Below are 12,415 nucleotides of genomic sequence, written 5' to 3' on the forward strand. Positions count from 1 at the left end.
GGTGTTTTCCGCTTACGAGACCGCCATTTTCTGCAGGGAAACCAGCCGGGTAATGCCGTTGCGGGCAAGCCCCATCAAGGCCAGCAGCTCGTCCTGCGAGAATGGCTCGCCTTCCGCCGTTCCCTGCACTTCGACGATACCACCTTTGCCGGTCATGACGAAATTGGCATCGGTCTGCGCCGTTGAATCCTCGGCATAGTCGAGGTCGATCACCGGTGTACCATTGGAGATGCCGCAGGAGATCGCCGCGACATGATCCTTCAATACCTTCTCGACCTTGAGCATCTGGCGTGTTTCCATCCAGCGCAGGCATTCGTGCAAGGCAACCCAGCCGCCGGTGATGGCTGCCGTGCGGGTGCCGCCATCCGCCTGAATGACATCGCAATCCACGGTGATCTGCACTTCGCCCAGCGCCTGCAGGTCCACGACGGCACGCAGCGAGCGGGCGATGAGACGCTGGATTTCCAGTGTGCGGCCGCCCTGCTTGCCGGATGACGCCTCGCGGCGCATGCGGTCGCCGGTCGAACGCGGCAGCATGCCGTACTCCGCCGTTACCCAGCCCTTGCCGGTGTTGCGCATCCAGCCCGGCACCTTTTCCTCAAGACTGGCGGTGCACAGAACGTGGGTATCGCCAAACTTGACCAGGCACGAGCCTTCAGCATGTTTGGAAACGCCGCGCTCGAAGGAAATGGCGCGCATTTCGTCTGGGGCTCGTTTGGAAGGACGCATGGATTGACCTCTTGAAAATATGGTTGTCCGGCCTTTTAGAGCAACGGAGGCTTAAATGGAACCATGAAGCAAAAGCTTTGATGATTGCGCCGACAATGCCTATATTCCCTGACAGAGAACAAGGGCGTCACACAGAATGAACAAGGCAGTTACTCCCGAACCATTGCAGTCCCTCGATCAGCGGTCGCGGGATATTTTCCGGCGCATCGTCGAGAGCTATCTCGGCGACGGCGAACCGGTCGGATCGCGCAACCTGTCGCGTATCCTGCCCGTCACGCTTTCTCCGGCGACAATCCGCAATGTCATGAGCGATCTGGAGCATCTCGGCCTTGTCTACGCGCCGCACGTCTCGGCGGGACGGCTGCCGACCCAATTGGGCCTGCGCTTCTTCGTCGATGCCTTCATGGAAGTGGGCGACCTTTCCTCCGACGAGCGCAATTCCATCGAGGCGCAGGTGCGGGCGGGCGGCGACGCCCAGTCGAGCGAGAACATGCTGACGCAAGCCAGCCAGATCCTGTCGGGCATGTCGCGCGGTGCCGGACTTGTCCTTGCGACCAAAGCGGAAGGCGCGCTCAAGCACATCGAGTTTGTGCGGCTGGAACCCACCAAGGCGCTGGCGGTGCTGGTGACCCAGAGCGGCGATATTGAAAACCGGGTCGTTGATCTGCCGCCCGGCGTGACGCCATCGCAGCTGATCGAAGCATCGAATTTTCTCAACGCGCATATTCAGGGCCGCACCATCACTGAAGCGCGCGCCGAAATTGCCCGGCTCAAAGATGAAACCCAGCAGGCACTCGATACCCTGTCGCAACACCTAGTCGAACAGGGACTGGCCGTCTGGGGCGGCACGGGTGGCGGCCAACCGCCACGGCTCATCGTGCGCGGGCGCGGGAACCTCCTGGATTCCATCAACGCCGAAGCGGATCTCGACCGGCTGCGCCATCTGTTCGATGATCTCGAAACCAAGGAAGGCACCATACAACTGCTCGATCTAGCGGAAGCAGGATCGGGCGTGCGCATTTTCATCGGCTCCGAAAACAAGCTGTTTTCGCTCTCCGGCTCATCTCTGGTCATCGCGCCCTATCGCGACTCGGAACAGCGGGTGATCGGTGCCCTCGGCGTTATCGGCCCAACCCGGTTGAACTATGCACGCATTGTTCCGATGGTGGACTACACCGCGCAACTGGTCTCACGACTGTTGCGATAGAGCGAAGGATACTGCACTGGCGCTGTGCCGCCACGCGAACTTCCGCCGCGTCGGGCATTTGCACTTGATTTTCATGGCCTAAACCTCGATATCCAGCGCACATTCGATTTATGAACGGACAGGATAGATGACTGAAGAAAAGAAACATCATGACGCACCCGATCTCGATCAGCGCGATCTGAAGAATCCGCGCGACCGTGATGCGCTGAAGCGTGCCGCCGATGATTTTCTGAAATCGCGCAAGGCCGAAGAATATGCCATGGCGCAGGAAGAGGAAGAACAGGCGCAGGCGGCCAGCAGCGTTGAACTGGATGCGTTGCGCGGCGAAAACGGCGATCTGCGCGATCAGCTGCTGCGTCTGGCCGCCGACATGGAAAACCTGCGCAAGCGCACCGCCCGTGATGTTCACGATGCGCGGTCCTATTCGGTTGCCAATTTCGCCCGCGACATGCTCTCGGTTTCCGACAATCTGAAGCGCGCGCTCGAAGCCATTCCGGCCGATGCCCTCGCCAATGGCGATGCGGGTTTCAAGGCACTGGCCGAAGGCGTGGAAATGACCGAGCGCTCGATGATGTCGGCGCTGGAACGCCACGGCGTCAAGAAGATCGAGCCGCAGGGCCAGCGTTTCGACCCGAATTTCCATCAGGCCATGTACGAAATCCCCAACGCCGACGTGCCGCACAACACTGTGCTGCAGGTGGCGCAGGCCGGTTTCGTCATCGGTGACCGCATGCTGCGCCCGGCGCTCGTCGGCGTCTCCAAGGGCGGTCCGAAGCAGGCTGCGGGCGAAGGCCAGGCAGAGCCGGGCCCGATCAACTCGCAGGCGGAAAAAGACGCATAATCACAGCGTTCTCTCAACGGCAAAGGCCAGATTCCGGTAACGGGGTCTGGCCTTTTTCATTTAGCTGTTTACGCTCCGTATCGGTCATGTTCTACCTTTTATATGGAGGGGAACAGCCGATGACATCGATCCAGATATTCAACTATGCGGGTGTTTTCGTTTTCGCCGCGACGGGCGGGCTCGCTGCCTCGCGCCGCCAGCTCGATATCATCGCTTTCGTGTTCCTGGCTGCGGTAACGGGCATCGGCGGCGGCACCCTGCGCGACCTCATCCTCGGCGTCCCCGTCTTCTGGGTCCGGGAGCCCGGCTATATCCTCGTTTGTGCCGCGGCGGCAATCATCGTCTATTTCTCCGCCAATCTCCTGGAATCACGCTACCGGCTTCTGCTGTGGCTCGATGCGCTGGGGCTTTCGGCCTACAGCGTCATGGGCGCGGCGAAGGCACTGGCGCTCGGCTTCAGCCCGACAATCGCCGTGGTCACAGGCATTTTGACGGCCACGTTCGGCGGCGTGCTGCGTGATATCGTTTCCGGGGAACCGTCAGTGCTGATGCGGCGCGAGATCTACGTCACTGCTGCGCTTGCCGGTTCCGCCGCCTATACGCTGCTGCTGGGGCTTTCGGCAGGGCCGGAAATGTCGGCCCTGCTCGCCGCCCTGACCGCCTTTGCGGTGCGCGGCGGCGCGCTTTACTTCGGCTGGACCCTGCCGAACTACCACAAGGTGGGCCGCACGCCTGAAGAGCTCAAGCGTGACGGCATCGTCCGGTCAGAGTAAGCCGGCCTGCTGGGCTGCCACTTTCAGGTTCTGCGCCGGACGCGGGCCAATCTGCTGGATCACGAGGCCGGCGGTGAGCGACCCCAACCGCGCGCAATCGGTCAATGAGCGGCCATTGGTATAGCCGAACAGGAAGCCCGAGGCATAGAGATCACCCGCACCGGTCGTATCGACAAGCTCGGCGATCTCGATCGCCGGAACGGCAACGGTTTCGTCCTTCGAGACAACCACCGAGCCCTTTTCCGAGCGGGTGATGGCCGCAAGCTTGCAATCCTTGCGGATGGCATCGAGCCCCGTCTCGAAATCGTCGGTCTGGTACAGCGACTTCAGTTCCGCCTCGTTGGCAAAGACGATATCAACCGTGCCGGAACGCATCAGGTCGAGGAATTCCTCGCGATAGCGATCCACGCAGAACGGATCCGACAGCGTCATCGATACTTCGCGCTTGTGCTCATGCGCAATTTTCGCTGACAGGCGGATGGCTTCCTTGGCCCGGGGCGGATCCCAGAGATAACCTTCAAAATAGGTGACCTTGGCTTCCGATACCTTGGAGCTTTCCACGTCTTCCGGTCCAAGCTCGACACAGGCACCGAGATAGGTGTTCATGGAGCGTTCGCCGTCGGGCGTGACAAAAATCATCGAGCGGGCCGTGGGCGGCGGCGCTTTCAGCACACGCGTATCGAAGGCAACGCCCTGCGCGCGGATATCGTGGGTAAAGATGTGGCCGAGCGGATCGTCGGCGACCTTGCCGAAATAGGCGGCGCGGCCGCCAAGACTGGCAACGCCGGCTGCGGTGTTGCCGGCACTTCCGCCAGAAGCTTCGATGGCCGGTCCCATGCGTTCATACAAAAATTCCGCACGATCGGCATCGATCAGATTCATCGCATTCTTGATGATACCGTTCTTGACGATGAAATCATCATCCGTGCGGGCGATGATATCGACAATGGCATTGCCGATGCAAAGCACGTCATAACTCGACATGAAAACTCCAGGATTGATTCAATTGCAGTTCTTGGCCTCTGGTTCGCCAAGTCCTAGCTGGAACAGCGGGCCTTGACTACCCCCAGAGCCTTTCCTGCTTAAATAGAATCGTTCTGCCAGAGGGAATTTGGTTCAAGATCGAGGGATTTGGCGAGACCGATGCCTTTCCATCGGGCGAAGCCGAAGCCCGATGGAATTGGGCCAAATTCACCCGGCCCTTCGGGTTTCCGGCTGGCGGACACCCACTTTGTCAGGCAGCTTCGTCCGATGGGTAAACATCGGCCTCGCTGCCTTCCGCGTGGATTGTCTCGCCATCCGGGAAACAGAACTGGTTCTATTTAAACAGGAAAGGCTCTAATGCGCGCGGGCGCCTTGTCTCTACAGGACGCGCGCCTTATGTCCCAAACATTGGAAAGACCGGAAAGGAAGAACGGTACCATGATTTTTGACAGCGCCCAGGCCGCAGCAAGTCACCTGTTCCGGCCTGAATTCCGTTCTGTCCTGTGGAAGTCACTCGGAATGACCGTGCTTCTGCTGATCGGCGCCTGGTTCGGGCTACGGGAACTCTTTGCCTTGCTGGCATTGCCCTTTTTCGATCAATGGATACCGGACCTGCCATCCTGGGCCGGGTGGCTCGGCTTTGTCGCCGGTATATTCGCCAGTATCGCCCTGGCGCTCGGTCTGGCACTGCTGATTGCGCCGGTCTCGGCCATCGTTGCCGGATTGTTTCTCGACGACGTGGCTGAAGTTGTGGAAAAGTCGGATTACCCGCTCGATCCGAAGGGCCGCCCGCTGCCGGTACTGCGCTCCTTCGTGCTTTCGCTGAAATTCCTCGGCATCGTTATTCTCGGCAATATCATCGCGCTGCTGATGCTTCTCATTCCCGGCGTCAACATCATCGCGTTCTTCGTGGTCAACGGCTACCTGCTTGGCCGGGAATTCTTCGAGTTTGCCGCCATGCGCTTCCGCCCGGAAATGGAAGCCAAGGCGCTGCGGTCCAAACATGCAATGACGGTTTTCCTGGCCGGTCTCGTCATTGCGGCCTTCATGGCCATCCCGATCCTCAACCTTTTAACCCCGCTGTTTGCCGCCGCCATGATGGTGCATCTGCACAAGGCGGTTGCGCAGTCGGAACCGCCTGCAGCGTTGCGTTAAAACACCTGCGGAGGCAACGGCACCAGCGGCGCGGGCAGTTCCGCTGTTTTTTCCGCCGACTTGCAGATATCCGCGATGACGCAGGCCGTGCATTCGGGCTTACGGGCCTTGCAGACATAGCGGCCATGCAGGATCAGCCAGTGATGGGCATGGTAGAGATATTCCGCCGGAATGATCTTCATCAATTTGGCTTCCACCTGATCCGGTGTCTTGCCCGGCGCAAGACCCAGCCGGTTGCCAATGCGGAATATATGCGTGTCGACGGCCATCGTCGCCTGCCCGAACGCCATGCTGAGCACCACATTGGCCGTCTTGCGGCCGACACCGGGAAGCTTGACCAGCTCGTCGCGGTTGTCCGGCACCTTGCTGCCATAGTCGCGGATCAGGGCTTCCGACAGGGCAATGACGTTTTTGGCCTTGTTGCGCCAGAGGCCGATGGTGCGAATGTATTCACCCACAGTTGCCTCGCCGAGATCGCGCATCTTTTCCGGCGTATCGGCCACCTTGAACAGGGCGCGGGTGGCCTTGTTGACGCCGACATCCGTCGCCTGGGCCGAAAGCGCAACCGCAACCAAAAGGGTAAAGGCATTGACGTGCTCAAGCTCACCCTTGGGCTCCGGCCGCTGGATGGAGAACCGGCGAAAAATCTCGTGGATTTCATCGGCGGTATAACGCGTACCCGCGACAAGGCGCGGCCGCTTCACCGGCTTTTCGGCGATGCCGCTCACGTCAATCTGATCAAGTTTGCTCTTGGGATTTTCCATCACCCTTCTATACTCAAGCGTCATGAGCCAAACAATGAACCCAATTGACGCTGCCGCGCGCAATGAAGAAGAAATTTTCCGCGCCCTGCTGGTGCCGCACCGGTCGCTTGGCCGGAAAGGCTTTCTCATTGTCATGGCCGCGATCGGCGGATGCAGTTTTCTGACCGGTCTTTTCTTCCTGTCGCTGGGGGCATGGCCGGTTTTCGGCTTTTTCGGCCTTGACGTCCTCGTGGTCTACCTTGCCTTCCGGATGAACTACACCGCAGCAAAGGCGCATGAAGAGGTCAGTGTTTCAAGGATCGCGCTGCAGATCAGGCAGGTAGCGCCGTCGGGCCGGACCAACCTGCACGAATTCAACCCGTTCTGGACCCGCTTTGACGTCGCGCGGCACGCGGAAATCGGCATCACTTCCATGCGGGTGGAGGGACAGGGCAAGGCCGTGACCATCGGCTCGTTTCTCAATCCCGATGACCGGGAAAGCTTTGCCCTGGCATTCACCCGGGCCTTGGCGGCGGCCAAGGGCCGGTAGTTTTCATATCACGCAAGAATCGGGTGGCAGATCAGGCCCCTGCATGGTCATATGACACTCAACATGAATTGAAAACCTGATCTGCCTTTGCGGTGCAACGCACCCGGATCAGGCCGGAATGAGGTAACGACCATGAAACCGCATGCCATACTTCAGAACGATATTACGCCTTCGGGCAATGACTATGCCATTGTCAGCCATATCATTGAGCGAATCAGCGAGGATTATCGCGACCAGCCATCGCTCGAGGTGCTGGCCAGGGAGGCAGGCCTTTCGCCTACGGCCCTGCAGAAGCTTTTCACCCGTTGGGCCGGCCTGTCGCCCAAGGGCTTTCTGCAGGCCGTGACGATCGACCATGCCCGCCGCCTGCTTGACGAGGGCATGCCGCTGCTGGAGACGGCGCTGGAAACCGGCCTGTCCGGGCCAAGCCGCCTGCACGATCTGTTCGTCACCCATGAAGGCATGTCGCCGGGCGATTACAAGACCCGCGGTGCGGGCCGCGTCATCCGTTACGGCTTCCATATCTCGCCGTTCGGGCGGGCCCTGGTGATGGTGACGGATCGCGGTCTCGCCGGCCTTGCCTTTGCCGATCAGGGGCACGAGCGTGAAACCATGGAAGACATGACATCCCGCTGGCCCAATGCCACCTATGTCGAAGACCTTGGCGCCACCTCGCCCTATGCGGCACGGGTGTTCAACCCGGCTGAATGGCGTTCGGACCGGCCGCTGAAAGTGGTGATGATCGGCACGGACTTCCAGCTGCGTGTCTGGGAAGCCCTGTTGAAGGTGCCAATGGGCAAGGCTTGCGCCTATTCGGACATTGCCCAGGAAATCGGCTCGCCCAAAGCGTCCCGCGCCGTTGGTGCCGCGGTGGGCGCCAACCCGATTTCCTTCGTGGTTCCCTGTCATCGCGCCGTCGGCAAATCCGGCGCCCTCACCGGCTATCATTGGGGACTGACCCGCAAACGCGCCATTCTTGGCTGGGAAGCCGGGCAGATGGGCGACGGCACGCAGCTCGACATGGCCCGCTCCGGCTGATCACCACATCCTCCCGAGACACCCATCAAAGCCCGGCAGAAATGCCGGGCTTTCATTTTTTCAATGATGCGATCACATCTGCCAAGCCGGACAGGAGCTTTTCACACTCTTCGTCCGTGCCGATGCTGATACGCAGATAGTCGTGTATGCGCGGTTTCGGGAAATGCCTGACCAGAATGGCCCTGCTTCTAAGCTCGGCAGCGACCTGCGCGCCGGCTAGCGTAGCATGGCGTGCAAACAGAAAATTGGCCGCCGAGGGAAGAACCTCAAACTGCAGCGCGCGCAGGGCGGCGGACAATCTTTCCCGCGTGGCCACAATCCGATCGCGCTTATCCTCAAACCATGCCCGGTCCTCCCACGCGGCAACCGCTCCCGCGATGGCGAGACGGTCGAGGGGATAGGAATTGAAACTGTCCTTCACCCGTTGCAGCGCTTCAATCAGCGGAGGCTGTCCGACGGCAAAGCCAACGCGCAGACCAGCAAGGCCGCGCGATTTCGAAAACGTCTGGGTCACGAGCAGATTGGGATAATGCGCAACCAGAGGAATGGCACTCTCCGCACCAAAATCCACATAGGCTTCATCGATCACCACAACCTGATCCGGGTGATCGATAAGCAATGCCTCGATTTCCGTCAGGGGCAAGGCTGTGCCGGTGGGAGCATTCGGATTGGGCAGGATGATCGCACCGCATGGCTGCCGGTAGTCGGAAATGCGCACCGCCATCGTGTCATCGAGCGGAACAGCCCGAAAATCTATTGCGTAGAGGCGGCAGTAGGTGGGGAAGAAACTGTAGGTGACATCGGGAAACAGCAAAGGCTTGCCGTGTTTCAGCAATGCCTGGAACACATGGGCCAGCACTTCGTCAGATCCGTTTCCGGCGAAGATGTGATTGGCATCAAGCCCATGGCTTTTGGCGATGGCTTCTCTCAGCCTGTGCGCCGTTGGATCGGGATAAAGCCGCAACGTTTCCGTCGTCTCGGCTGTTATGGCCGCCAATGCGCGCGGTGACGGACCATATGGGTTTTCATTGGTGTTCAGCTTGGTCAGATCGGGCAGCGCCGGTTGCTCGCCCGCGACATACGGGGTCAATGTGTGCACGAGGGGACTCCAAAAACGGCTCATCAAAATGTCCAGTACTGCCTTGGCGGGGTGATCGCGATTCAAGCGAACAGTGCGTGTTGCTTCCCCTACCATGGCAAAAACCGGCTTTTGCAACAATCGAAATCCCCAGCCATTGCGCTGTGCTGCAGAAACTTTCGGGCAGGCCTTGACCTTCCAGTTACTGGAAGAATTACCTTTGCGTCACTATCTTCCCGTCCATGTCGAAAGTTCCATCATGAAACATGACCATCACGACCACAATCACGCCCATGGCACCCATGGCCACAGCTGTTGCAGCACGCACGCGGCGCAGGCGGAGGTCACGCGTGATCCGGTCTGCGGCATGACTGTGGACCGGGCAACGGCAAAGCATTTCCTGCAGCACGACAATGAGACCTATTATTTCTGCTCGGCCGGCTGCATGGCGAAATTCGAAAAAGCGCCCCGGGACTATCTCGGCGGCAGGCCGGCACCGAAACCGATGCCGGCGGGAACCCAATATACCTGTCCGATGCATCCGGAAATCGTCAGAGACCATCCAGGGTCATGCCCGCTGTGCGGCATGGCGCTCGAACCCATGGGCATTCCCACCGGGGATGAAGGCCCAACCCCTGAACTCGTCGATTTCACCCGCCGGTTCTGGATCAGCGCGCTCTGTTCCATACCGCTGCTCTTCATCACCATGGGCCCCATGCTTGGCCTGCCTTTCCGCGACTGGATCGGCGAAAGCCGTGCGATCTGGCTGGAGTTGGCCCTCGCCACCCCCGTTGTCCTTTGGGCAGCCATACCCTTCTTCGAACGCGCCTGGGCGTCCTTCGTCAACCGCAGCCCCAACATGTGGACACTCATCGCCATCGGCGTCGGTGCGGCCTATGCCTTCAGTGTCGTGGCAACACTCGTGCCCGGCATTTTCCCGCATGCCTTCCGCATGCATGGCGGCAGCGTGCCGGTTTATTTCGAGGCGGCGGCCGTTATCGTTACGCTTGTCTTCCTTGGGCAAATCCTGGAGCTGAAGGCGCGCGAACGCACCGGGTCCGCTATTCGCGCCCTGCTCGACCTTGCGCCCAAAACCGCGCGCCGTGTGGCTGCGGACGGAACGGAAAGCGATATCCCGCTGGACGAGGTCGTGGCCGGCGACCGGCTGCGGGTGCGTCCGGGCGACAGCGTGCCGGTGGACGGCATCGTGCTGGAAGGCCGCTCGTCCATCGACGAATCCATGCTGACGGGCGAACCGCTGCCGGTTGAAAAGACTGAGAATGATGGGGTGACCGGCGGTACGCTCAACCGCAACGGCACGCTGCTGATCAAGGCGGAAAAGGTGGGTGCCGATACGGTCCTGTCGCAGATCGTCGGCATGGTCGCCACCGCCCAACGCTCACGCGCGCCCATTCAGGGTCTGGCGGACCGCGTTGCCAGCTATTTCGTGCCTGCGGTGGTTCTCGTCGCCATCGTCTCGTTCATCGCCTGGGCCTGGTTCGGACCGGAACCTGGTATGATCTACGGCCTTGTCGCCGCCGTTTCTGTGCTGATTATCGCTTGCCCCTGCGCCCTTGGCCTGGCAACGCCCATGTCGATCATGACCGCCACCGGGCGCGGCGCGCAGGCCGGTGTCCTGATCAAGGATGCGGAAGCGCTGGAACGTTTTGCCGGTGTCGACACCCTGATCGTGGACAAGACCGGTACTCTCACCGAAGGCAAGCCCAAACTCACCGATATCGTGACGGCAGGCGCGCTGACCGACGACCAGTTGCTGATTCTTGCCGCCAGCCTCGAAAAGGGTTCGGAACATCCGCTTGCCGAGGCCATTGTCGACGGCGCAAAAGCCCGCGCTCTCACCCTGCTCAAGGCCGAGACGTTCGAAGCTGTAACCGGCAAGGGCGTTTCCGGCAGTATCGGCGGGCAGTCCGTCGCTCTCGGCAACAAGGCCATGATGCAGGATGCTGGCGCCGACATATCCGCCCTGAGCGCGAAGGCCGATGCACTGCGGACCGGCGGCAAGAGTGTCCTGTTCATGGCGGTTGGCGGCACGGCCGCGGGCATCATCGCGGTGGCCGACCCGATCAAGGCGACGACAGCCGAGGCAATCCGCCTGCTGCACAAGGCCGGCCTCACCATCGTCATGGCGACGGGTGACAACCAGATCACCGCCCAGGCGGTCGCCGCCCAGCTTGGCATCGATGAAGTGCGTGCCGACATGATGCCCGAGAGCAAGAAACGGCTGGTCGATGAGCTTCGGGCCAAGGGTGCAAAGATCGCCATGGCCGGTGACGGCGTCAACGATGCCCCGGCGCTTGCTGCGGCCGATGTCGGCATTGCCATGGGCACGGGCGCCGATGTCGCGATGGAAAGCGCGGGCATTACCCTGGTGAAGGGCGACCTCATCGGCATTGTCCGTGCCCGTCATCTCGCCGATGCAACCATCCGCAACATCAAGCAGAACCTGTTCTTTGCTTTTATCTACAATGTGCTTGGCGTACCGGTTGCGGCAGGCGTTCTCTACCCCGTCTTCGGCGCCATGCTCTCGCCCATGCTGGCGGCAGCGGCAATGAGCCTTTCCTCCGTGTCGGTCATTGCCAATGCGTTGCGCCTGCGCGCATTGAAACTGTGAGGTTGCCATGAATATCGGCCATGCATCGGAAAAATCGGGCCTGCCGGCCAAAACGATCCGCTACTACGAGGATATCGGGCTGTTGAAGCCCGACCGGTCGGACAACGGCTACCGGGATTATTCGATGTCGGATGTCCACAAGCTGCGTTTCCTGCAACGCGCGCGCGGGCTGGGATTTTCCGTGGAGGAATGCCGCCAGCTTCTGGCCCTTTACGAAGACAAGGACCGCGCGAGCTCCGATGTCAAAAGCATCGCCAGAACAAAGCTGAAGGAAATCGAGCGCAAGCTCACCGAACTGCGCGAACTGCAGCACACGTTGCAGCACCTGGTCGCCCATTGCCATGGCGACCAGCGGCCGGACTGCCCGATTCTGGAACGTATTTCCGGTACTAGGCCAGAGTAGAGACCACATCGGCTGAAATGCGCAGTTCGCGCAAGGGGCGCACCACTGCTGTGGTTTCACTGTAGATCGGGTGTGCCTTGTAGGAGGCCAAAGCCTCGGCACTTGCGAACTCGCCATAAACGACAACGTCGATTTCGCCCGAGATCGGATCGGTCTTGGTGTTCTTCATGACCTCGAACACGAGGGAATGCGGAATTTCTCCAAGCCGCTTGAGACGCGTGTGAATCGTGTCGACATCATCCGGATTGCGGGCGCTGAAGAATACAATATGGCGGATCACGG

The 12,415-nt window shown here is 60.4% G+C and carries 13 protein-coding genes; 8 read left to right on the forward strand and 5 right to left on the reverse strand.

What is annotated here, in order from left to right; translation table 11 throughout:
- Positions 1–12 precede the first annotated feature (12 nt).
- A complete protein-coding gene (rph, locus tag C5750_RS11360; RefSeq protein WP_105734020.1) occupies positions 13–729 on the reverse strand; it encodes a ribonuclease PH in 717 nt (238 codons plus the stop codon).
- 136 nt (positions 730–865) lie between these two features.
- Here rph and hrcA point away from each other — a divergent pair, with 136 nt between their 5' ends.
- From hrcA to C5750_RS11375, 3 genes are all read left to right on the forward strand, one after another.
- Entirely contained in the window at positions 866–1,936 is a 1,071-nt protein-coding gene (gene hrcA / locus C5750_RS11365; protein WP_105734021.1) for a heat-inducible transcriptional repressor HrcA, read from the forward strand.
- 127 nt (positions 1,937–2,063) lie between these two features.
- Complete coding sequence (grpE, locus tag C5750_RS11370) at positions 2,064–2,777, forward strand: nucleotide exchange factor GrpE (protein WP_105734022.1); 714 nt, start codon at positions 2,064–2,066, stop codon at positions 2,775–2,777.
- A gap of 119 nt (positions 2,778–2,896) precedes the next feature.
- Positions 2,897–3,550 carry a trimeric intracellular cation channel family protein gene (locus C5750_RS11375; RefSeq protein ID WP_105734023.1) on the forward strand — a complete coding sequence of 218 codons (654 nt, stop codon included), beginning with the start codon at positions 2,897–2,899 and terminating at the stop codon, positions 3,548–3,550.
- On the opposite strand, the gene C5750_RS11380 is transcribed toward C5750_RS11375, so the two are convergent.
- Positions 3,542–4,534: an adenosine kinase gene (locus C5750_RS11380; protein WP_105734024.1), complete on the reverse strand. Its 993-nt coding sequence runs from the start codon at positions 4,532–4,534 to the stop codon at positions 3,542–3,544. The genes C5750_RS11375 and C5750_RS11380 overlap by 9 nt on opposite strands.
- A 438-nt stretch (positions 4,535–4,972) precedes the next feature.
- Between C5750_RS11380 and C5750_RS11385 the strand changes: the two genes are divergently transcribed.
- A complete protein-coding gene (locus C5750_RS11385) occupies positions 4,973–5,689 on the forward strand; it encodes a sulfate transporter family protein (protein ID WP_105734025.1) in 717 nt (238 codons plus the stop codon).
- Here the strand turns inward: C5750_RS11385 and nth are convergent.
- On the reverse strand, positions 5,686–6,453 hold the full coding sequence (gene nth / locus C5750_RS11390) for an endonuclease III (RefSeq protein WP_245421087.1): 768 nt from the start codon (positions 6,451–6,453) through the stop codon (positions 5,686–5,688). The two genes, C5750_RS11385 and nth, sit on opposite strands and share 4 nt — an antisense overlap.
- 34 nt (positions 6,454–6,487) lie before the next feature.
- Between nth and C5750_RS11395 the strand changes: the two genes are divergently transcribed.
- Both C5750_RS11395 and C5750_RS11400 read left to right on the forward strand, forming a co-directional pair.
- Positions 6,488–6,982: a DUF2244 domain-containing protein gene (locus tag C5750_RS11395; RefSeq protein ID WP_105734027.1), complete on the forward strand. Its 495-nt coding sequence runs from the start codon at positions 6,488–6,490 to the stop codon at positions 6,980–6,982.
- 132 nt (positions 6,983–7,114) lie between these two features.
- Positions 7,115–8,020, forward strand: coding sequence for a methylated-DNA--[protein]-cysteine S-methyltransferase (locus C5750_RS11400; protein WP_105734028.1), 906 nt, complete (start codon positions 7,115–7,117; stop codon positions 8,018–8,020).
- A gap of 52 nt (positions 8,021–8,072) precedes the next feature.
- Here C5750_RS11400 and hisC read toward each other — a convergent pair whose 3' ends face one another.
- Positions 8,073–9,143, reverse strand: a complete 1,071-nt coding sequence (gene hisC / locus C5750_RS11405; RefSeq protein ID WP_105734029.1) for a histidinol-phosphate transaminase — start codon at positions 9,141–9,143, stop codon at positions 8,073–8,075.
- A gap of 214 nt (positions 9,144–9,357) precedes the next feature.
- Here hisC and C5750_RS11410 point away from each other — a divergent pair, with 214 nt between their 5' ends.
- Positions 9,358–11,730: a heavy metal translocating P-type ATPase gene (locus tag C5750_RS11410; RefSeq protein WP_105734597.1), complete on the forward strand. Its 2,373-nt coding sequence runs from the start codon at positions 9,358–9,360 to the stop codon at positions 11,728–11,730.
- Between the two features lie 7 nt (positions 11,731–11,737).
- A complete protein-coding gene (gene cueR / locus C5750_RS11415; RefSeq protein WP_105734030.1) occupies positions 11,738–12,133 on the forward strand; it encodes a Cu(I)-responsive transcriptional regulator in 396 nt (131 codons plus the stop codon).
- Here the strand turns inward: cueR and C5750_RS11420 are convergent.
- A complete protein-coding gene (locus tag C5750_RS11420; RefSeq protein WP_105734031.1) occupies positions 12,120–12,413 on the reverse strand; it encodes a Dabb family protein in 294 nt (97 codons plus the stop codon). The two genes, cueR and C5750_RS11420, sit on opposite strands and share 14 nt — an antisense overlap.
- Positions 12,414–12,415: the final 2 nt, after the last annotated feature.

Origin of the sequence: Phyllobacterium myrsinacearum (assembly GCF_002980555.1) — a bacterium.
GTDB classification, from domain to species: domain Bacteria; phylum Pseudomonadota; class Alphaproteobacteria; order Rhizobiales; family Rhizobiaceae; genus Phyllobacterium; species Phyllobacterium myrsinacearum.